Here is a 20,700-nt window from a genome sequence, read left to right on the forward strand (position 1 = left end):
CAATAATTCTCTCTTCCTTATCTCTTGACATTCGCTTGGCACCTAGTTTGACACCATTTTCCTTAGCTTTACGAAGTCCTTCACGGGTACGAAATCGCAGATTTTCCAGTTCACTTTCTGCCACAAATCCCAAAATGACGCAAAGTAACCTACCAATGAACGAGTCAGTTTCCAGTTTTTCATGTAAACTGACTAGCTGAATATCCGAAGCATTAAATTGTTCAATCATCTCTAGTAATTTGAACATGGAGCGAGTCAGGCGATCTAACTTATAGATAGTAAAAGTGACCTTCTTGCCATCCTTCGCAAGGTCACAAGCCATTTTTAAGGCTTTTTCGAGTTCTGGACGTGCATTGTTTGAAGCAGATTCACGTTCGATAAAGAGCTGGTCACAGTGCTTGAGAGCCTCGATTTGCACCTCCAAGCCCAGGTCTTGCTTGTGGGTAGAAACACGAGCATAGCCTATATTGATGGTGGTTTGATACCTTATCAATCGGCCGTTACAGATTTGTAACCTTTATTTTTAAAATAGGTTGACAATTATCTCCTTTCCAGTATAATAGTTACTATAAATTAAAAAAGAGGTTAACTATTATGAAAAAAGCACATATTTACGCTATTCCTGCTATTGGAGCTGCTCTGATTGCAGTATTAGCCCAAATCAGTATCCCAATTGGACCTGTTCCATTTACTCTACAAAACTTTGCTATCGGACTCATCGCTACTGTTTTTAGACCAAGGGAAGCCGTTCTTTCTGTTGGACTCTATCTCTTGCTGGGTGCTATCGGTATTCCTGTCTTTGCAGGCGGAGGAGCTGGTTTCCACGTTTTAGTTGGGCCAAGTGCTGGATATCTTTGGTTTGACCTAGTCTATGCAGGACTTGCATCTTATCTAACACACACAAATAGTGGTGTTGTACGTATTTTCCTAGCCAATCTCTTGGGTGATTCACTTGTTTTTGTCGGTGGTATCCTCAGCCTCCACTTCCTCGCTGGTATGCCTTTTGATAAAGCACTGGCTGTCGGTGTCATTCCCTTTATCATTCCTGATCTTGCAAAAATCCTTGCCATCAGTTTTATCGGTCGACCACTCCTTCAACGTCTCCGTACTCAATCCTATTTTTCAAGCAAATAAAAAGAGGCCGGGTTTTTCCCAGCTTCTTTTGGATTATTCTTACATGATTGCTTATTGATTCTTAAAGGCATCGACCATCACTTGAAACTCCTCGTTTGAGAGGGTGATTCCTTTCCCCATCTTAGTGTGGTCTGGACTCCAAGCACGAATGTCAAACTTTGCTGGTGCTCCATTAAAGCTGACACGATTGATTTCCTTGGTCCAACCTTTTTCATTCTCTGAGAGCGTAAGTAAGTGTTCCTCGATTTCAAATGTAAATTCTGCCATTGTATTCTCCTTTTAATTGTCTTCACTTGATTATTCGTAAAATCTTGTAGATTTTTTTAAAATTGTATATAATAATGGTAAAAAGAAGGGAGGCTCCGATGAAAGATTTATTTAAACATATTCAACAAAAATTCCAAGGCTTTCTCAACGGACGAGAAGAACCAGATCATTCCAAAGCTGACTCCCTGACAAGTGCCATTAAAGAGGCGCTCCTGAAAAAAACTGCTGTCCACATTATTTTTTCCGATACGAGTTTTACAGGGGATATCATCAAATATGATACGGACCGCCAGCAAATTATCGTTAAAAATTTTGCAAAAAATGTGACCCGCATTATTCGAATCCCAGATATTCGAAAAATAAGTTTTGTTCCCTCAACTGTCCAAACTGCCCAAAAAAATCGATTTAAGAAAGAGTGAGATGAGTTTTCTTCATCTCACTCTTTTCTATTAACGAATTTGTTCAAAATGAAGGTGAACAGCAATGTGTTCTCCGTAACCACTTCTCTCTAAATCCCGTTGCAAACGGTAAGAGATATAGTGTTCAGCGATGGTGATGTAACCTGCACCAAGCAAGCGATGCTCAACCATTGATTGAATCATGCTGATAGTCGCACGCTCCACTTTTGCTTCTTCTAGATCCAAGACAACCTTTTTAGTTACCTGAGCTAGATTTTGACGTAAATCATCTGTCAAAACATAAACTGTTTGAGCAGCTTTGAGAATGGCTTGATAGATTTTATCTGGATCAAAGTCGGCAACTTGTCCATCACGTTTAATGACTTGCATAGGCTTCTCCTTTTAATTTATATTTTCTTTAATGTCTGCTAACATTTTGGCTTCTTCTGCTGTTAATTCGTAATGTTCCAACAAATCTGGTCTACGCTCATAAGTTTTTTTGAGACTTTCATAGAGACGCCATTGACGAATCTTCTCATGGTGCCCACTCATAAGCACTTCTGGAACCACCATGCCACGATAATCATAAGGACGTGTGTACTGAGGATATTCGAGGAGTCCAGATGAGAAGCTATCATCTTGGTGACTGGTTTCCTTCCCAATTACTTCTGGTATCAAGCGAACCGTCGCATCAATCATGGTCATTGCTGCCAGTTCTCCACCAGTTAGCACATAATCACCCAGGGAAATCTCATCTGTTACCAAGGTCTTAATGCGTTCATCATAGCCCTCGTAGTGACCACAGATAAAGATGAGTTCTTCTTCTTGGGCTAAATCTTCAGCATAGGCTTGATCAAACTGCTTACCAGCAGGATCCAAAAGAATCACGCGCGGATTCTTCTTTTGAATAGCATCAAAGGCATCAAAAATCGGTTGCGCTCGTAGCAACATCCCTTGACCACCGCCATATGGCTCATCATCCACATGACGGGCCTTTTCAGCATATTCACGAAAATTGTGATACTGGATGTCAAGAAGTCCCTTCTCACGAGCTTTCCCAACGATAGAATGTTCTAGAGGCGAGAACATCTCTGGAAAGAGGGTTAAAATATCAATCTTCATCGTCTAACCCTTCTAAGAGTTCTACATCCACACGCTTATTTGGAATATCAACATTGAGCACGACCGGTGGGATGTATGGTAAAAGCAGGTCACGTTTCCCCTTGCGCTTAACTACCCAAACATCATTGGCCCCTGGTTGAAGAATTTCCTTAATGGTTCCAATCAAGTTATCACCCTCGTAGACCTCTAGTCCAATAATCTCGTGATAGTAAAATTCACCCTCATCTAGGTCATTAAGGTTTTCTTCCGCAACCTTCAAACTGTAGCCCTTGTATTTTTCGATATCATTGATGTGATACATATCCTTAAATTTGATGATATCAAAGTTTTTATGCTTACGGTGACTTGCGATAGTCACTTTTTTAACAAATTGATCCTTCTCATCAAACAAGGCCAGTTCTGCACCTTTTTTAAAGCGTTCTTCCGAAAAATCCGTCACAGATAAGACTCTCATCTCACCTTGCAAACCTTGCGTATTGACGATTTTTCCAACGTTAAAATAGTTCATTTGATCTCCTGTAATTTCCTTATCTCCATTTTCTTCTTACAATTTTTTAATAATATCTACAATTTTCTCTGATTCGGACCACTGTAAATAATGGTAATTCCCTCCTAAAATGAGTTTAGTATTGGAAGTCCAATATTCTGATTCTCTGTACTCTTTTTCTCTATAAGGCTGACAAAAAATAAATACAGGGACATGAGATTCTATCGACAAATTCTCAAAATCTTCCTCAGTAATTTCTCCAGATATCTGAAATTCTGGATCTTGATTTTCCAACTCTAAGCCTTTTTCTTGCATTAATTTCCAGATTTCTTTGTTAGTTTCAGGGTTAAATGTGGATTGAGTTAAGTTCTTAAAATAAAGTTCAGGACCAAATTCTTCAATCAGTCTCATTTGCTCTTCCATTTCTGGATAAGGATTTTCTGAAAAATCAGCAAACATGACGTTTTTAGTTGTCGGTTCAATTGCTACTAAAGCCTGACACTTAATTGGTTTCTTGAGTAATTTGCAAGCTAAAATTCCACTCAAACTATGTGCACAAAGTATATATTCAGAAATCCCTAATTCTTCAAGTACTTCATAAACTGCATCTGCAAGATTATCTAGATTTTTTCCAGTTTGGTCATAAATCGGACTCCTACCTGTGTTCGGAAAATCAATTGTCAAATAACCAATTGTAGGAGGAAGTTTTTCAAGTATAAGTGAAAAATTTTCATAACTTGGTAGCAAACCTGCGCCACTTAAACAAACTAGCACTTTCTTTTGCTTTTGATAAGTGACAGAGAGACTACCAATTTCTGTAGATACTTCAATCCTCTTCATAAAGAAATCCACTCATTCTATATAATGAATTATTAAAAATCCTTATCCTTTATTTTATCACGTTCCAGTGATTTTCTCAAGTTGGAGGAAAAAGCTAGTTCTGACCTTCGGCTTCTAAATATCCTTCCAAATCTCGTTCATGCTGATATTTGATAGCTGCCTTTTTGTCTTTTTCAAAAATGGTCTTGGTTAGATCAATGTCGTTGATGGCTGCAATTGCGACTGTGTAGTGAATGATATCAGCAAGTTCTTTGGCAAGTTCCTCGTTAGAATCCTGAACTCCCTCTTTTCGTCCAGAACGTCCATTTAAAACCTCGGCTACTTCTCCAACTTCCTCCACTAGCTTGATAAAAAGACCTTCCTCAGTCCGAGACTGCTGGTAATGTTCGAGTAAGTAGTCTTGTAATTGTCTAAACGTTAAATCCTTCATATCCTGCTCCTTTCAAAAAAAGCGAGACATCCGTCCCGCTTTTCTTATTTTTCGTCAATAACGATTCTTACTTTTTTGTCTTCAGTTGGGACAGAGTAGACAATCGTTCTTATCGCAGAGATAGTGCGACCCTTACGACCAATCACACGACCCACATCGCTTTGGTCAAGATCCAAATGATACTCCAAAAATTCTGGTGTATCTTCAATCTTGATAGTTAAGGCATCTGGTTGTGAAATCAAAGGTTTCACAATTGCAATAATGAGATTTTCAATCGTATCCATCTGTCAACCTACTTTAGAATTATTTAGAGAATTTAGAATCGTGGAATTTCTTCAATACGCCTTCTTTTGAAAGGATGTTGCGTACTGTATCTGAAGGTTGAGCTCCATCAGCCAACCATGCAAGAACGCGGTCTTCTTTCAAAGTTACTTGGTTTTCAGCAACAAGTGGGTTGTAAGTTCCAACTGTTTCGATGAAACGTCCGTCACGTGGTGAACGTGAATCTGCTACGTTAATACGGTAGAAAGGTTTTTTCTTAGAACCCATACGAGTCAAACGGATTTTAACAGCCATTTTTAATATCTCTTTTCTTTTATTTTTTAGTTCGGTGAAATAGCTAAGCTATTTAGCACATGTTCTATTATAACAGATTTCTAAAAGGTGTCAAGAAAAAAACTTGACAGACTTTAAAATTTTTAGAAATTTGTTAGACTAGTAGGTATAAATTAGAAAGAGAAACTTTATGAATACTAGTCTAGAGAAGATTTACAAAGACCATCAAGTCAAACCTTACATCTCTCCTGATCGTGATATCGAGACTTGGCTACTAAATCCCAAGCCTGTTCCCAAATGACACATGGACTTATTACCAGATGATTTACTAGCAGGAGATATCATTCTCCTCTGGAGAATCAACTTTGGAACATTCACCATCGAAACATGATTTTAAAAACTCCCATTCGAATATGATTCAAAATTCGTTTAAAATCAATGTTTTCCCACTTTTTCAGAAAACAAATTTTCATCTAATTTAAATAACTTTCAATTAAATGGTGTGAATTTTGCTTAAAATCATCAAAAACACCCCATGGTGTGAACCATGAAGTGTTGTAAATGCTGTATTGTAGCTAGTTTTTAACGTTTAGAAAACTACCTAGCTTTACGAGCTTTCTTAAAATCTGGTTTGGAAAGTATGCGTTTCAGTTGGACTAAAAACAGCGAAATATCAAGGATTTTAAGAACGATATCTACTAATTAATTTATAAAATATGAATTAATAGATTCTAAATAGGGGAATAGTTTAGGTCTGTAATCATTAAAATAATACACCTAACTTTGGTCACCGTTTTTTAGTTATTCACTCTTTTTTCAGATAGTGTTTTTAAAGTTATGATGTAAAATGCCGCAATTAAAACACTATACATCATAATCGGAGGATAGAGAATTAAGGATAGAATCAAACCCACTCCTTTAATTATTAGGTCAGGTATCAATAACTTTCTATATTGTGCGGTAGCTTCAAGTAATTCTTTCTGATCCATATTGGGTTTATCAATTACTTTATGTAAAAACCAGTTTGCTACCGTTGAAACAATAACGATCAGTCCATAAAAGAGCTGTGCCGTATGGTTCATGAAATGACTACTAACGATTCCAGTAACATAGGGCATAAATGAAACAAAAAATAAAAGAAACAAATTCCACCAAACAATTTGTGGGGAAATTTTCTCAACCTTTTCCCATAGTGTGTTTAGTGCCATCCATAACGATCCTAACCAGAAAAAGGAAAGAAAATAAGCAAAGAAATTTTGCCGTAAATCCCAAAAAGCTTGAAGACTTGGTGTCGTTGGTTTTTCTAATTCTAAGATTAGGATAGTCATTATAATTGCTAGAACCGCATCTGTTAATGCAATTAATCTATCTTTCTTCATCAGATTACATAGCCTTTCATTTTGTAGAATTCTATCTCATCGTATAATACTTATTAATCTTAAATATTAGATATTCATTTCATACTCTGAGTACAAAGAAGATACACTAAAAAATGTATCTGTCATATCTTATTTAACTTTAGAAATATTCATCCATCTAATTAATAAATTCTATCATATTTCACAATAAATGACTACTATCAAAGATACATTTTCTTTCAAATTCCTCCCTTTTCAACTTGGCTAACTTGACCTGCATTACCTAGGTCGCTTTGCTTTAAATTACACTTTTTTCTTAAACATTTGATACGAGTAGGTATTTCTTGTGAGTAATTTTCATCAAAAAATTTCATAGATAAGTCCTATATATAATCATGGTAAAGTAGTAAAAATAGTTGTTATCCTAGTTGATTAAAAAAGTCTTTGATTTCCTCATCTTTTATAAAATAATATATAATTTTCCCCTCTCTTCTAGTATCCAAGATGTTTTGATTGGCTAGTTTACGAAGATGGTGGGAGGCAGATGCCATACTGAGATTTAGTAAACAGGCTATATCACATACACAGAGTTCTTCAACAGCAAGGAGATAAAAGATGATATTTATCTGTTTATTATCGGTAAATTTTGATAAAATGCGAAGTGATTTTTGGACTTTTTCCTTTTCAAGGTAGTTCGTTGCGGTTGTAACATTTTGTTGATTTATAATATTCACTTGGCAGATACTATCTTTTTTCATAATTTTTTCTCCTAGCCGAACACAGTCCTTAGCATGTCAAAGCTGTTGTTTTCAATCAGGATATACATCCCCAATCCTAAATAAACAACGGCAATAAACCATCTGCTATATTTTTCCAAAGTTTCTCCAACAGAAGGGACTTGTGCCAATTTTTGGGCAGAAAAAACCAAGAGATAAATCATGACTAGAAAAGTAAGTAAAGCCACTATCAAATTCGCTAAATTTAAGGTAATAAAATATGGGACAAAAACACCAATATTGTCAGCACCACAACTTGCAAAAGTAATCATAGCGACTAGAAAAATCAGGTTTTTATCATCTTTGCGCAAACCATCTTTTGCAATAGCTTCTCCATCAGAATCTCCTAAAAGCAAAACTTTGAGTCCTAGGAAAATTGGAATCAAACCGAGCAAACCTAAAATCTCTTTACTAGGAATATAATTTAAGACAAATGCAAAAAGTAAACTTAGCAATATTAGACTAACAGAGCCTAGAAATTGTCCTAAATAGATGTTAATGATGTCTTTTCTGCTTTTTCTTTTGGCAAAAAATAACATTAGGATAATAAGTAAGTCTACGGCTGTCCCAGAATACAGGATTATTGAAGTAACAACATTTTGAATCATAAAATACCTCATTCAAATATATTTTTGAATGTATTCTAACATTAAACTTTGTAGATGTCAACTTCAGCTCCATCAAAGTATAGATAAGAAGGTAGAGATTGGACTGAAATATAGTGAAATGTATTAAAATTGAAAAAAGAAAAAACGCTTGAAATCAGAGTTTTTCTTATGTATTGATTCGTATTGAATGCTTACTTCACTTCTGTAAAAATTAACTTCTACACCTACAAAGCTTATTCTGACAGACTTTATAACAGTCTAAGAAAAAAAGTAGAGATCTATACAGTATCTAGATTTTCCAAAATTTCTTTATCATCAAATATTATTAACGAAATTATCCAAACCAAATCCGATGCATTGCTTCAAAGAATTCTTTAGTTGTTTGACTATCAAGGGCTTTTATTAAAAAATTTTTTCAAATAATTACCACATTGACACATAAAATTCTTGCTTTCTAAATTTAAGTGTGATATATTTATAACATAACATTTAAATGTTATATATTTATAACACAAAAAGGAGTCTATCATGAAAAAAAGTCAAAAAATGCTTGGCCTCATTGCAATGATTGCCGTAGCTCTCTTTATTGATTTTATTGTTTTATTTGGTTCTAATCTTAGTTGGGGACCCAAGTTAGTTATTACTGGTATTTCAGTGCCAGGTCAAATTGTAGCTATTTGGAGCTGGCTACATAAGAGTCAGAAAGGTAAGGGAAAGATTATTTTTGACTTGTCTGCTAAGCTTTACACGATACTTTTATTTGCAGCAAGTATTTTTTATACAGTAGGGATTTGGGTTGCGACCCCAAGCGTAAGTTCTGGTATTAAAGAATGGATTTTGGGAATTGGCCTCGTTATTGAATTGATTGTATTTGGTTTTTTCTGTTTGAAAAATGTCAAGGAAACTCCGGACGAACGCTTTTATGCTAATTTAGCAAAGGCAGCTAGCTTGATGTTTGTTTTTATACTAGGCGCACTGATGATCCTAGCAGTTATCATTGGGTATATGGGGTCTCTCACTCTTTACATGGGCCAGATATTTATTAGCATAGCTGCCTTGATTTTCATCTTTGCGGTTGTCTATCTTATCTTGGAACGGAGAGGATAAGTATGGCCAAAGAAAGCAATATTATTACTAATCTCAAATCTGTTCGTGAGTCCACAGGCATGACCCAGCAGGAGTTAGCCGACCTCATCGGCATGCGACGCGAGACAATTCTGCACTTAGAAAATAACCGTTACAATCCTTCTCTGGAAATGGCTCTTAAAATTGCTCAAGTTTTTAATCTGAAAGTAGAAGACCTCTTTGAACTCAGACAGAAAGAGGAAGCATAATTCTTTTCGAGACCTAGTATTAAGTTCATTGATTAATTAGGAATGAAGCCAAAAGAAAAAATCCTTTGAAAATGTGCTCTTTTAAAATATAGTAATTCTTTCGAATTAACGTTTACTAATTGTGATGCTTTACGAGCTTTCTTAAGACCTGGTTCCTAAATACTTTGAGTACACTTATGGCATTGATGCCTCAAAACAAGCGACTTTCTGGTTGGCTTTCTCTTAAACTGTCTTGTCACTAATATTTGAAATCCACTTCCTTTTAGGGTACAATGGTAGAAATGAATTTTTGAGAGGAATAGAATGAAAAAACTAGCAACCCTTCTTTTACTATCCACTGTAGCTCTAGCTGGATGTAGCAACATCCAACGTAGTTTGCGTGGCGATGACTATGTAGATTCTAGCTTGGCCGCTGAGGAAAGCTCCAAAGCAGCCGCCAAATCTGCCAAGGATCTCAAGGATGCCTTGACAAATGAAAATGCCAATTTCCCGCAACTATCTAAAGAAGTTGCTAAAGATGAGGAGGAAGTCATTCTCCATACAAGTCAAGGAGATATCCGCATCAAACTCTTTCCAAAGCTAGCTCCGCTTGCGGTTGAAAATTTCCTAACTCACGCAAAAGAAGGCTACTATAATGGTGTTACCTTCCACCGAGTGATCGATGGCTTCATGGTCCAGACAGGTGATCCAAAAGGGGATGGTACTGGTGGTGAATCCATCTGGCATGATAAGGACAAGACTAAAGACCAGGGAACTGGTTTCAAGAGCGAAATCTCTCCGTATCTCTATAACATTCGTGGTTCTCTCTCTATGGCCAATACTGGTCAACCAAATTCAAACGGTAGCCAGTTCTTCATCAACCAAAATACGACAGATATTTCTGCCAAACTCCCTACAAGCAAGTATCCAAAGAAAATCATCGAAGCCTACAAAGAAGGTGGAAATCCTAGTCTAGATGGCAAGCACCCAGTCTTTGGTCAAGTCATTGATGGTATGGATGTTGTAGATAAGATTGCTAAAGCCGAAAAAGATGAGAAAGACAAGCCAACGACTGCTATTACTATCGATAGCATCGAAGTGGTGAAAGACTACGATTTTAAATCTTAAAAACCAAAAAATACAGTATCCACATACGGTACTGTATTTCTTTTATATTCATTTTAAGTTAGCTTGTTAAAGTCCCAGATTTGATCCATCCATCCTTCGTAGAAGTCTGGTTCGTGACAAACCATAAGGATAGAACCCTTGTATTCTTTCAGAGCACGTTTGAGTTCGTCCTTGGCATCCACATCCAAGTGGTTGGTAGGTTCGTCAAGAACGAGGACATTATTCTCACGGTTCATCAAGAGACAGAAACGAACCTTGGCTTGTTCACCACCTGACAAGACCTGAATCTGACTTTCGATATGCTTAGTCGTTAGACCACAACGGGCAAGGGCTGCACGAACTTCTGCTTGGTTGAGAGCTGGAAAGGCATTCCATACTGCTTCCAGTGGGGTCTGGCGATTTCCCCCTTCAACTTCTTGTTCAAAGTAGCCGAGTTCTAGATAGTCTCCACGTTCAACTTCACCAGCAATTGGGGGGATAATGCCCAAAAGAGACTTCAAGAGGGTTGTTTTACCGATACCATTGGCACCAATAATGGCAACCTTCTGATTGCGTTCAAAGGTAAGATTTAATGGTTTTGTAAGTGGGCGGTCGTAACCAATCTGCAAGTCCTTAGCTTGGAAGATAAAGCGTCCAGGTGTACGAGCTGGTTTAAAATCAAAGGAAGGCTTTGGTTTCTCGCTTTGGAGTTCGATGATATCCATCTTATCCAATTTCTTCTGGCGAGACATGGCCATGTTTCGTGTTGCAACACGCGCCTTATTACGGGCTACGAAATCCTTGAGATCAGCAATTTCTTTCTGTTGACGCTCATAGGCTGCCTCTAGTTGCGATTTCTTCATAGCATAGACTTCTTGGAACTGGTAGTAATCGCCAGAATAGCGTGTCAACTGTTGATTTTCTACATGATAGACGATATTGATCACATCGTTGAGGAATGGAATATCGTGCGAAATAAGGACAAAGGCATTTTCATAGTTCTGCAGATAGCGCTTGAGCCAGTCAATATGCTCTGCATCCAGGTAGTTGGTTGGCTCGTCAAGCAACAAGATATCTGGTTTTTCAAGGAGGAGTTTGGCTAAAAGTACCTTGGTTCTTTGTCCACCTGACAAGGCTGTTACGTCTGTATCCATACCATAATCCATGACACCAAGAGCACGCGCGACTTCGTCAATCTTAGCATCCAAGGTATAGAAGTCACGACTTTCCAAACGGTCTTGGAGTTCTCCAACTTCTTCCATTAAGGCATCAATATCAGCGCCCTCTTCTGCCATTTCCATGTAGAGTTCATTGATACGTGCTTCTGCCTTAAATAACTCATCAAAAGCAGTACGAAGGACATCACGCACGGTTTGGCCTTCTTTTAACACAGCGTGCTGGTCAAGGTAGCCTGCAGTCACATATTTAGACCATTCCACCTTACCTTCATCAGGTAACATTTTACCAGTTACGATGCTCATGAAGGTTGATTTTCCTTCACCATTGGCACCGACTAATCCAATATGTTCCCCCTTGAGGAGACGGAAGGATACGTCTTCAAAAATCGCACGGTCACCAAAACCGTGACTCAAATTTTTAACTTCTAAGATACTCATTTTAATTCCTTATCTTGTGTTTATGTAGTAGTTTATAGAGGATCCAAGCTAGGTAACCACCTAAAGTATTGGTCCATAAATCATCAATCTCAAAGACCCGATTAAAATCAAAGAAAAAGTCTAAAGCTAGCTGTGTACACTCGATTCCCATACTCAATAAAAAGCTAAACAAAATCACTCTCTTCGTTTTTCTTAGACTAGGGATGAGATAGAGAAGCTGGAAAATCAATGGAAAAAGCAAGAGGATATTTAAGGCATTCTGCAAAAAAATCCAAAACAGCTGTAAAAGGCTTGTTACTTCTCCAAGTTTCCACAAAGAGTTGAATGGAGTCAAAAGAAAAACCAGGCGTCCAAGATGTTGAATACCTGGAGTTTCCACTCCTGTAGGAAGTTGAGGTTGGGGACTAAAACAAAAACAAACGATACAAATACTGTAACAGACTAGTCCCAAACCTAGTCGTTTTCTTCTCTCCATCTTATGGATTAACTGAGGAGATAGCCTTTTGGCGATCACGCTTCATGGTATTTGAACGCAACTGTCCACAAGCTGCATCGATATCTGTACCATGTTCCTGGCGAACGACACAGTTGACACCTTTTTTCTTGAGTGTATCATAGAAGGCCATGACACGCTCTTTAGGGCTTCGGCTATACTGGTCATGCTCACTAACTGGGTTGTAAGGAATCAAATTGACATAAGACAATTTCTTGATATTCTTGAGCAATTCTGCCAACTCGAGTGCTTGTTCTACTCCGTCATTGACTTCATTTAGCATGATATACTCAAAAGTTACACGGCGGTTGGTTGTTTCGATGTAATACTCAATCGCTGCAAAGAGTTTTTCAATCGGAAAGGCACGGTTAATCTTCATAATGCTTGAACGCAGTTCATTGTTTGGAGCATGAAGAGAAACAGCAAGGTTAACCTGTACTCCTTCATTAGCAAAATCACGAATCTTGTGAGCCAAACCAGAAGTTGATACTGTAATATGGCGAGCGCCGATAGCCATTCCCTTATCATCATTGATGGTACGGATAAAGTTCAAGACATTATTGTAGTTATCAAATGGTTCCCCAATTCCCATAACTACGATATGACTGACACGTTCGTCCTGTCCACGCTCATCAAAATATTTTTGAACCAGCATAATCTGAGCGACGATTTCCCCATTATTAAGGTCACGTTGCTTCTTGATCAAGCCTGATGCACAGAAAGTACAACCAATATTGCATCCTACCTGAGTGGTTACACAGACTGACAAACCATAGTGTTGACGCATAAGGACAGTCTCAATCAACATACCGTCTGGCAATTCAAAGAGATACTTAACTGTCCCGTCAGCTGACTCTTGAACAATACGTTGTTTCAAAGGATTAACCACAAACTGGTCGTTGAGTTTGGCAATCAAATCCTTAGACAAGTTAGTCATTTCTTCGAATGTCTGAACACGTTTACGGTAAAGCCATTCCCAGATTTGATCCGCTCGGAATTTCTTTTCTCCTTGCTCTAAGACCCATTCTTGCATCCCTTGGCGGGTTAAACTATAAATCGACGGTTTCATGTTTTCTCCTTATTTTCTACTCACTTCTGACGAATGACGAAATGACGCTGCCCCTTGTCTTCTTTCTGGGATTTTTGTTCTTTTGAACGTCGTCTATTTCTTTTATCTGTATGATTTCTTTTCTTGTTTTGAGAAGGTTTCTTTCCTTTTCGAGAATCTTTTTCTTCCTCTTTTTTGCGCATCTTTTGGTCAAAGGACGCCCGCTTAGGCACTTGGTTTTCTAAGACAAAATAGGCACAACCATAGCTACAGTACTCTAGTAGATAATCCTGCAAGCGACTGATTTTTTCTAAAGACTCTTCAGCGCGTTCATTCTTATAAAAGCCTCGTAAGCGTAACTGTTCATTACTCCAGTCTCCTACGATATAGTCGAACTTGGTCAAAACTTCTGAAAAACGTTGAGTAAAAGCCGTCACATCAAAAGCATCCTTGCTATTTTCAACCAAGGTAAAGGCAAAACCTTCAGCCTCGACCCTAGTTCCAGTCACACGAAACTCTGGACCAGGGAATTTATTGTAATTGTATAATTCAGGTGCAATCTCTTTACGCATAATTTTCCTTTTTCAACGATTTCTTAACACTCTATTTTACCATATTTTCGGGATATTTTCACCTTTAGTCTTAAAATAAAAAAAGTCTGACGATTTAAGAATCCAATCTAAAAAATTCGTTTTTCTTGAAAAAAGAAAAAACTGGGAAACCCCAGTTTATAACGGATTATAGGTAAAGGAATTTAAAGATTGCTACCGCTGCAATCGCTGCAAGAATCGGTGCAACTACTGGTACCCATGCATACCACCATTTTGAATCACCCTTGTGTTGACCAAGGATTGATTTTGGAAGGAAGGCGTGAAGAAGACGTGGTCCAAAGTCACGAGCTGGGTTCAAACCAGGTCCTGAAGGTCCTCCAAGTGAAGTAACCAAAGCCATTACCAAGAAACCAAGTGCCATATGACCTACTGCAACACCTGCTGTTGTGTGTGGTGCTGTTTGAGCTTTAATTGCCAATTCAGAGAAGTCAACAGTTTGACCTGCTTGAGTTGCCATTTGCTTCATGTATTGAAGGACTTCAGCTCCAAAGAAGTTCTTTGTCAATCCAAGAGCTGCAAAGAAAAGAACGAATGATCCAACAAACTCATTGATAAAACCGTTAACTGTTGCAGCGAAGCGTGATTCTTTTGTACCTTGGTCCAAACTTGAAATAGTTGAGAAAGATCCCAAGATATTGTTTGCTTTTTCAGTTTGCAAGTAGTATGGACGGTGTGTTGCAACAACTAATGCTTGTCCGAAGATTGCTCCCAAAACTTGCATAATGATGTAAGGTGCAACCTGAGCCCAAGGGAAAAGTCCGCTAACTGCTAGACCAAGAGTGAAGGCTGGGTTGATGTGGTTACCAGAAACATTACCAAACATCAAGGCAGGGATCATAACCCCCATACCATAACCAACAGCGATAACGAGCCAGCCACTTTGATGACCTTTCGTACCTTTAAGTTCAACGTTAGCAACAGCACCATTTCCCAAAACGATCAAGATGGCTGTTCCCAAAAATTCTGTGGCATATTTGACTGCCCATGCGAAATCCATTTGATAGATTCTCCTTAAAATTTTTTAGACAATCCTTATTCTATCAATTTTTATATCTTTTAGCAACAGGTTTTCTAAAAGAATATATGAGAAAGCGGTTTTATTATGTGACTATTAGCTTTTCTTCAACCTACTACAGTAGATAAACATACTGAATGGCTACTGTCTTGACTCATTTAATTCTTAAAAATTGATAGAGTTGACAAATGGTAGAAAAAATCCCTTTTTACTAAGTTAAGTATCAACTAAAGTTACGATTAGCATTCGTTACTTAACCCACTCACCATTATAGTTGACGTAGTAACCATCTACGGTCGTATTCACTGCCAAAGCACCTGAGCTATAAGCATAGTACCATTTGCCATTGACCTGGAACCAGCCTGTCTTCATATCTCCATTACTTGCATTTAGGTAGTACCAAATTGAACCATCTTGATACCAACCAGTTGCCATTGCTCCTGATGAACGGAGATAGTACCACTTGTTACTAAGGTTTTGCCAACCAGTTTTCATATCGCCATTTTCAGCATCTAAATAGTACCAAGTTGAGCCTTCCTGATACCAGCCAGTTGTCATAGCTCCTGATGAACGGAGGTAGTACCACTTATTGCCAATTTGCTTCCAACCAGTTTGCATGATACCAGTTTCTGAATCTAGATAGTACCAAGCTGAACCATCATTTATCCAACCTACACGTCTTTCACCACCAAGATTCTTATTCCCAGAATTTCCTGTTTTTGCTAGGTAATACCAGTTAGATTGATCATAAAGCCAACCTGTCTTTAAATAATGATCTTGATCAAAGTAGTAGTATGCTAATTTAAGAACTTCGGGACCTTCCCAGCCTTCACCATGTTTTTTCCCAACGGTTAAGGAATATTTTAGCTCTAATTCTTGCCAACCAACAAACTCTTGTAGCACTCCATTTTCGTCAAAGTAGTACCATTCTGGCATTGGGGAACCTTCTAATCTGATACCATTAGGGTAAGGACCAATTGTATATCCTTTAACTGGCATTGGAATGTACTGCCAACCAACAACCATTTCGCCATTATAATCAAAATAATAGGTCTTGCCATCAATCACTCGCCAGTAGGTTTCTTTGATGTCACCCTTCTTGTAATAGGTTCTACCATTTTCTTGGACAAATTTCCAACCTTCTGAATCAGCATCATCCGCCAATACTGCACTTGTCGCTAGCAAACCAAAGAAAAATACTGTCAGTCCAACTTGCATAGTTTTTTTAAAAAGTTTCATTTATATATACCTCCAATATTAAATTAACACACCATATGAGGAGAAGTTATAAACCTTACCATTTATCTATTCTTCTGAACAAACTGTCGATAGGAAATTGTATTACCAAATGCAAGAACACTTAGTAATACAAATATAACTATTTTTTTAATTCCACGATTTCTCCTCATCTTATATTTTGAACCTCCTTTCTTTCTGCTTAATTCTAACACACATATGAAAATCAGTCAAGTTTTTATGTTCAATTTGACTTTTTTTTTATATTATTACAAATAAACATTTTTATTCCAGATTTGCTATTTTTAACTAAAAGAAATATAATTAAGTTAAGTAGAAAGGAATAATATTTTTTATGAATATACTCGCTGAAAAATTCAGAGTAAAGAGAAAAGAGTTAGGTCTCTCCCAACAAACTCTTGCAGAAGGAATTTGTGAACAAAGTCAGATTAGTAAAATTGAAAGAGGTCATTTTATTCCCTCCGCAGACTTGTTATTCAAACTCTCTCAACGACTTGAAGTTCCTTTGGATTACTTTTTCAATGAACAAATCGAAGTTAAGTCTAACCTCTCTAACTTTAAGCAATTATCTGCTAGCTTATTAGATGATAGGAATTATGACGATTTAGAATATCTTTATAAAATAGAGGCTGAACGAAGCACTTTTCTAACACTAGAAGACCGAACTTACCTTGAATGGATTAAAGCTATAATTGACTTCTATCAATATGACAGTAAGTGTGATGCAATTTCTTCATTGGAAAATATATTATTAAAAGTCTCCTCAAATACTCTGATTTATTTAAAGGCGTTGAATACTCTATCTAATTTCTATTCCTTAGTGGGTCGTGAACAAGAATATGAGGCAAACTACTCTCATTTGATGGAGTTATATAAAACAAAAAATTTTGAGTATCAAGAGTTTTTATTTGGCTACATCAGAGTTCGTTACAACTACGCTCACTACCTAGTATCAAAGGAAAAATATAATGAAGCCATCCAAGAAGCTCTTGAGACGATTGAACTCTGTAAACAAAGACAGACAAGCTACCAACTGGCTCCCCTACTTATTCTTGTAGGAAATGCTGGAGCCAAATTTCTAGACAAAGAACAAGTCAAAAATTATTATATAGAAGCAAGAGAGTTATGTAAGATTTATAACAATCCTTTAATGTTGATGAAGGTAGAAAACTATTTGAAGGAATTAGATACTGTTTAGTTAATCTTGACATTATAGTTTTTCTGAAACGTTAAATAACCTGTAAGGCTGATAGTGAAATTAATACTATCAGTCTTATAATTATGTGACTATTACTTCAGATTCAGTTCACTATAATTTCCAAACGAAACTTATGATAGCTACCTTATTAGGATGCTCTTATTTTTTATCAGACAAAACAAAAGGATTAAGGGAGTGAATTTCCTTAATCCGATAGTCTCTTAAGCCTGACGCTGACCAAAGTCCTTAATCATCTGATCCATTTCTTGTCGACTCGGAGTTGTCAGCATATAAAGGTAATCTCCTTGAAGTTCCGCGAAGGCCGCTGGCATGATTTTTTTGACCTTAAACTGCTGACCGTATTTGGCAAGTAAGTCTTCTTCTGAATAAACATAGTTAGCATTGGCGCGACGAGATGTTGCCAAGCAATACTGGGTTTCAAACGGAGACTCTGGGAATGCTTCACCTGCAACGATAGCTGCACAGCCCTTGTACAAATCCAAGGAATGTGCATAGTTATAGACATCAATAGTGAAGCCACCCGCTGGACGGTTATTGTACTCAATGGCAATATAATCATCACCCTCACGGAAGAACTCGATGTGGAAGAAACGTTCTTTCATACCAAATTCCTTGACAATAGCCTCACCATACTTGCGAAGTTTCGGATCCATATCTTTAAGAACATAGTAAGAATTGTCCATCTTGTGAATCATGAGATCAAGGGGTGTATGTGCATAGTCAAAGGTAGTTGAAAAGACAATATTTCCATCTCTATCTACCAAACCATCGAAGGTACAGATTTCACTAGAGGTAACAAACTTTTCAAAGAAATAAATGGTTGAGTGGTCCCATTCAGCCTTAAAGTGGTTTACATCATCTTCTGTTTCTAGTTTGAAAGTTGCGGCTGCCCCAACTCCATTGTCAGGTTTTGCAATCATGGGAAGACCGATTTCTTTCACAGCTTTGTCAACATCTGCTTCTGTTTCAATGACAGCACCTGGAACCACTGGAACTCCAGCTTTTTTGAAGAGTTTCTTCATTTCAGACTTGAACTTGGTCTTTTTGAGGTCGTCTGGTTTGGCACCAAAGACATTAAATTGTTCACGAAGAGCAGCATCCAACTCTAGCCAGTATTCATTGTGAGATTCGATGCGGTCAATTGGACCATGCTTATAGAAAAGAAAGGCAACTGCACGTTTAACCTCATCGATATTTTCAAGATTATCAACTCGAAAATACTCCGTCAAGCTATTGCGCAATGGCTCATCTAGTTGTTCATAGGGTTCTTGCCCAATCCCTAGAACGGTGATTCCTTTATTGGCTAGCTCAATACTAAACTGTTGGAAATTTTGTGGGTAATAGGGTGAAATTACAAGATAATTCATATGCGACTCCTTTTATAGACTCATGTAACCGAGGAAATATGGCATTTGTTTGCGCCACCAATCCCAATCATGGGCGACATCATGTCCCCATTCTGCAAACCAGGCAGGAATTTGTTTTTTGTCAAAGGCTTCTTTTAACTTGTAGTAAGAAGGCAGGCCATCATGCTCCCAAGCACCTAAGCCAGTACAAATCACAATCTCAGCCTTACGGTATCGGTCAATAAACCAACCATCATTTTGATTCCAGATATAGTCTACTGGTGAATTTTGATAGATAGCATCATCGTTGTAGTAATCTCCAACAAAGAAACGAGCATCATAGACACCACTGAGGGCGATTACCTTGGTAAAGACATCTGGATGTTGGAGGAAGAAATTCAAAGCGTGATAGGCTCCCATAGAGCATCCTGTTGTCATCATACCGTCAAACCAGCCTGTCTTGTGCTTGATAAAAGGAATAGCTTCTTCAATCACATATCGTTCATAGGCACGGTGCATCTCAGCTTGATCATGACTATTTTTCCAAGTCGCAAGCCAGCTCTCACTATCTACACTTGAAAGGGTAAAGAACTGAACACGACCTTCTTCGATGAAGGATGAACAAGCATCAATCATGCCAAAATCATAGTATTCATTGTGGCTACCACCTGAGGAAGCAAAGACAACCACTGGGATACCTGCGTGTCCGTAACGATTAACATACATTTCACGGTTAAGATGACCACTCCAGTGGCTAAGATGTTCAATATGCATATCCTGTCTCCTTTATACTAATTACCAATTTTCTGCAAAAAAGCGTAGGCAAGCTGGAAGATTTTCTGACCATGGCACTTCATGGTGAATGGCTCCAGTCTGAACCTTGAGCAAGAGATTTTCCAACTGCACTCCTCCTGCTATCAAATCATGATAATAGCGAAGGGAAGAGTCGATATAGGCCTGCTTAATATTACCAGCCATAAGGGTCTTATCCGTGTCATCTGCTTCTTCCGTCCCGACATAGATAAAGACTCGTTGATCAGGTAATAGTTTTTTTCGCTCCATATAGCGATCAAAGGCCTCTTGGTGAAGCCAGTTGGCTGATGAGAACACTCCCAAACACCCAATCTGGTCCTGATACTCCAGGCCAATAAACTGGGTAATATTGCCACCTAGAGAAGACCCAACCATAGCAGTGTGCTTGCGGTCAGACTTTGTACGATAGTTTTCATCGATAAAGGGTTTGACCACTTCCATGACAAACTCAGCGTACTCGACTCCCTTACCACCAAACTGTTGACCGGGAATATTAGACTCTTGGAATTTCCATGCCGCGTACTCATTCATCCGTCCTAGACCATCATTATCAATGGCCACTACAATCATACGGCTGATATCTGGATTCCGTTTAATGGTCGGAATGATCTTCCATGAATGACCGACATAGGATTCTTTACTGTAAAAGACATTTTGACCATCATGGAAATAGACAACTGGATAAGTTCGATCCGTGTCTTTCTCGTAGTTTTTCGGGAGGAGAACACGTACACGGCGCTCCTTGCCTGTGTATGGAACCTTGAGTTTATGTTCTCGCATTTTCAGATAAAAGTAGGATTGATTCATTGTCAGAAAACTCTCTATATTCAAAATTTTATCTTATTATAGCACAAAAATAGAAAAAAAGTCAGTTTCCGTCTAAATTT

At 37.9% G+C, this 20,700-nt stretch carries 29 protein-coding genes and 1 pseudogene; 7 read left to right on the top strand and 23 right to left on the bottom strand.

The genetic code is table 11. The features are described from left to right. On the bottom strand, positions 1-493 hold a 493-nt coding region (locus QM887_RS01995; protein ID WP_414270260.1), incomplete at its 3' end, for a recombinase family protein. A gap of 101 nt (positions 494-594) precedes the next feature. On the opposite strand from QM887_RS01995, the gene QM887_RS02000 reads away from it, so the two are divergent. Continuing rightward, positions 595-1,134, top strand: coding sequence for a biotin transporter BioY (locus QM887_RS02000; RefSeq protein WP_414270261.1), 540 nt, complete (start codon positions 595-597; stop codon positions 1,132-1,134). Positions 1,135-1,185: 51 nt separating this feature from the next. On the opposite strand, the gene QM887_RS02005 is transcribed toward QM887_RS02000, so the two are convergent. Continuing rightward, a complete protein-coding gene (locus QM887_RS02005) occupies positions 1,186-1,401 on the bottom strand; it encodes a YdbC family protein (RefSeq protein ID WP_000807425.1) in 216 nt (71 codons plus the stop codon). A gap of 98 nt (positions 1,402-1,499) precedes the next feature. On the opposite strand from QM887_RS02005, the gene QM887_RS02010 reads away from it, so the two are divergent. Further along, positions 1,500-1,820 (top strand): hypothetical protein, encoded by a 321-nt coding sequence (locus QM887_RS02010; RefSeq protein ID WP_414270262.1) that lies wholly within the window; start codon positions 1,500-1,502, stop codon positions 1,818-1,820. A 30-nt stretch (positions 1,821-1,850) separates the two neighbouring features. On the opposite strand, the gene QM887_RS02015 is transcribed toward QM887_RS02010, so the two are convergent. The 7 genes from QM887_RS02015 to rpsP form a co-directional block, all read right to left on the bottom strand. Beyond that, the gene (locus QM887_RS02015; RefSeq protein ID WP_001196044.1) at positions 1,851-2,189 is read right to left on the bottom strand and encodes an ATP cone domain-containing protein; all 339 of its coding nucleotides are present in this window, start codon (positions 2,187-2,189) and stop codon (positions 1,851-1,853) included. Between the two features lie 12 nt (positions 2,190-2,201). Further along, positions 2,202-2,921, bottom strand: a complete 720-nt coding sequence (gene trmD / locus QM887_RS02020; protein ID WP_414270263.1) for a tRNA (guanosine(37)-N1)-methyltransferase TrmD — start codon at positions 2,919-2,921, stop codon at positions 2,202-2,204. Then, positions 2,911-3,429: a ribosome maturation factor RimM gene (gene rimM, locus QM887_RS02025; protein WP_414270264.1), complete on the bottom strand. Its 519-nt coding sequence runs from the start codon at positions 3,427-3,429 to the stop codon at positions 2,911-2,913. Before rimM ends, trmD begins: the two co-directional genes overlap by 11 nt. Before the next feature lie 36 nt (positions 3,430-3,465). Further along, complete coding sequence (locus QM887_RS02030; RefSeq protein WP_414270265.1) at positions 3,466-4,248, bottom strand: alpha/beta fold hydrolase; 783 nt, start codon at positions 4,246-4,248, stop codon at positions 3,466-3,468. Between the two features lie 94 nt (positions 4,249-4,342). After that, positions 4,343-4,678 (bottom strand): MazG nucleotide pyrophosphohydrolase domain-containing protein, encoded by a 336-nt coding sequence (locus tag QM887_RS02035; protein ID WP_049502993.1) that lies wholly within the window; start codon positions 4,676-4,678, stop codon positions 4,343-4,345. A gap of 44 nt (positions 4,679-4,722) precedes the next feature. Continuing rightward, complete coding sequence (gene kphA, locus QM887_RS02040) at positions 4,723-4,962, bottom strand: RNA-binding protein KphA (protein ID WP_000379617.1); 240 nt, start codon at positions 4,960-4,962, stop codon at positions 4,723-4,725. Between the two features lie 19 nt (positions 4,963-4,981). After that, positions 4,982-5,254: a 30S ribosomal protein S16 gene (gene rpsP, locus QM887_RS02045; RefSeq protein ID WP_000268760.1), complete on the bottom strand. Its 273-nt coding sequence runs from the start codon at positions 5,252-5,254 to the stop codon at positions 4,982-4,984. 169 nt (positions 5,255-5,423) lie between these two features. Here rpsP and QM887_RS02050 point away from each other — a divergent pair. Further along, positions 5,424-5,624: pseudogene (locus tag QM887_RS02050) on the top strand (hypothetical protein). A gap of 406 nt (positions 5,625-6,030) precedes the next feature. On the opposite strand, the gene QM887_RS02055 reads toward QM887_RS02050, so the two are convergent. The 4 genes from QM887_RS02055 to QM887_RS02070 form a co-directional block, all read right to left on the bottom strand. Beyond that, the gene (locus tag QM887_RS02055; RefSeq protein ID WP_414270266.1) at positions 6,031-6,612 is read right to left on the bottom strand and encodes a TMEM175 family protein; all 582 of its coding nucleotides are present in this window, start codon (positions 6,610-6,612) and stop codon (positions 6,031-6,033) included. A 218-nt stretch (positions 6,613-6,830) separates the two neighbouring features. Continuing rightward, on the bottom strand, positions 6,831-6,965 hold the full coding sequence (locus QM887_RS02060; protein WP_414270267.1) for a hypothetical protein: 135 nt from the start codon (positions 6,963-6,965) through the stop codon (positions 6,831-6,833). Between the two features lie 45 nt (positions 6,966-7,010). Continuing rightward, positions 7,011-7,349, bottom strand: coding sequence for a Cd(II)/Zn(II)-sensing metalloregulatory transcriptional regulator CadX (cadX, locus tag QM887_RS02065; protein WP_000711083.1), 339 nt, complete (start codon positions 7,347-7,349; stop codon positions 7,011-7,013). An 11-nt stretch (positions 7,350-7,360) separates the two neighbouring features. Next, positions 7,361-7,975, bottom strand: a complete 615-nt coding sequence (locus QM887_RS02070; RefSeq protein ID WP_084972499.1) for a CadD family cadmium resistance transporter — start codon at positions 7,973-7,975, stop codon at positions 7,361-7,363. A gap of 528 nt (positions 7,976-8,503) precedes the next feature. Here QM887_RS02070 and QM887_RS02075 point away from each other — a divergent pair. From QM887_RS02075 to QM887_RS02085, 3 genes are all read left to right on the top strand, one after another. Then, positions 8,504-9,082 carry a DUF3796 domain-containing protein gene (locus tag QM887_RS02075; RefSeq protein WP_414270268.1) on the top strand — a complete coding sequence of 193 codons (579 nt, stop codon included), beginning with the start codon at positions 8,504-8,506 and terminating at the stop codon, positions 9,080-9,082. A gap of 2 nt (positions 9,083-9,084) precedes the next feature. Continuing rightward, positions 9,085-9,309: a helix-turn-helix transcriptional regulator gene (locus QM887_RS02080; protein WP_042769224.1), complete on the top strand. Its 225-nt coding sequence runs from the start codon at positions 9,085-9,087 to the stop codon at positions 9,307-9,309. A 303-nt stretch (positions 9,310-9,612) separates the two neighbouring features. After that, positions 9,613-10,416 carry a peptidylprolyl isomerase gene (locus QM887_RS02085; RefSeq protein ID WP_414270269.1) on the top strand — a complete coding sequence of 268 codons (804 nt, stop codon included), beginning with the start codon at positions 9,613-9,615 and terminating at the stop codon, positions 10,414-10,416. A 53-nt stretch (positions 10,417-10,469) separates the two neighbouring features. Here QM887_RS02085 and abc-f read toward each other — a convergent pair whose 3' ends face one another. The 7 genes from abc-f to QM887_RS02120 form a co-directional block, all read right to left on the bottom strand. Then, positions 10,470-12,011 (bottom strand): ribosomal protection-like ABC-F family protein, encoded by a 1,542-nt coding sequence (gene abc-f, locus QM887_RS02090; protein WP_268711209.1) that lies wholly within the window; start codon positions 12,009-12,011, stop codon positions 10,470-10,472. Position 12,012: 1 nt separating this feature from the next. Further along, positions 12,013-12,486 (bottom strand): VanZ family protein, encoded by a 474-nt coding sequence (locus QM887_RS02095; protein ID WP_414270270.1) that lies wholly within the window; start codon positions 12,484-12,486, stop codon positions 12,013-12,015. A 1-nt stretch (position 12,487) separates the two neighbouring features. Then, positions 12,488-13,573, bottom strand: a complete 1,086-nt coding sequence (rlmN, locus tag QM887_RS02100) for a 23S rRNA (adenine(2503)-C(2))-methyltransferase RlmN (RefSeq protein ID WP_414270271.1) — start codon at positions 13,571-13,573, stop codon at positions 12,488-12,490. A gap of 20 nt (positions 13,574-13,593) precedes the next feature. Next, positions 13,594-14,124: a YutD family protein gene (locus QM887_RS02105; protein ID WP_414269495.1), complete on the bottom strand. Its 531-nt coding sequence runs from the start codon at positions 14,122-14,124 to the stop codon at positions 13,594-13,596. Positions 14,125-14,290: 166 nt separating this feature from the next. Next, positions 14,291-15,160, bottom strand: a complete 870-nt coding sequence (gene gla / locus QM887_RS02110) for an aquaglyceroporin Gla (protein ID WP_414270272.1) — start codon at positions 15,158-15,160, stop codon at positions 14,291-14,293. Positions 15,161-15,427: 267 nt separating this feature from the next. Next, complete coding sequence (gene cbpJ / locus QM887_RS02115; RefSeq protein ID WP_414270273.1) at positions 15,428-16,417, bottom strand: choline-binding protein CbpJ; 990 nt, start codon at positions 16,415-16,417, stop codon at positions 15,428-15,430. Between the two features lie 62 nt (positions 16,418-16,479). Further along, positions 16,480-16,587, bottom strand: coding sequence for a PhrA family quorum-sensing system peptide (locus tag QM887_RS02120; protein WP_414267285.1), 108 nt, complete (start codon positions 16,585-16,587; stop codon positions 16,480-16,482). Between the two features lie 182 nt (positions 16,588-16,769). On the opposite strand from QM887_RS02120, the gene QM887_RS02125 reads away from it, so the two are divergent. After that, entirely contained in the window at positions 16,770-17,633 is an 864-nt protein-coding gene (locus QM887_RS02125; RefSeq protein WP_414270274.1) for a helix-turn-helix domain-containing protein, read from the top strand. A gap of 221 nt (positions 17,634-17,854) precedes the next feature. On the opposite strand, the gene QM887_RS02130 is transcribed toward QM887_RS02125, so the two are convergent. From QM887_RS02130 to QM887_RS02140, 3 genes are read right to left on the bottom strand one after another with little or no spacing between them, the layout of a single operon-like run. Further along, complete coding sequence (locus QM887_RS02130; RefSeq protein ID WP_414270275.1) at positions 17,855-19,021, bottom strand: ATP-grasp domain-containing protein; 1,167 nt, start codon at positions 19,019-19,021, stop codon at positions 17,855-17,857. Between the two features lie 12 nt (positions 19,022-19,033). Beyond that, a complete protein-coding gene (locus QM887_RS02135; protein ID WP_414270276.1) occupies positions 19,034-19,774 on the bottom strand; it encodes an esterase family protein in 741 nt (246 codons plus the stop codon). 21 nt (positions 19,775-19,795) lie between these two features. Beyond that, positions 19,796-20,620: an alpha/beta hydrolase gene (locus tag QM887_RS02140; protein ID WP_414270277.1), complete on the bottom strand. Its 825-nt coding sequence runs from the start codon at positions 20,618-20,620 to the stop codon at positions 19,796-19,798. Positions 20,621-20,700: the final 80 nt, after the last annotated feature.

It is taken from the genome of Streptococcus infantis (assembly GCF_047460875.1).
GTDB lineage: Bacteria > Bacillota > Bacilli > Lactobacillales > Streptococcaceae > Streptococcus > Streptococcus infantis_AA.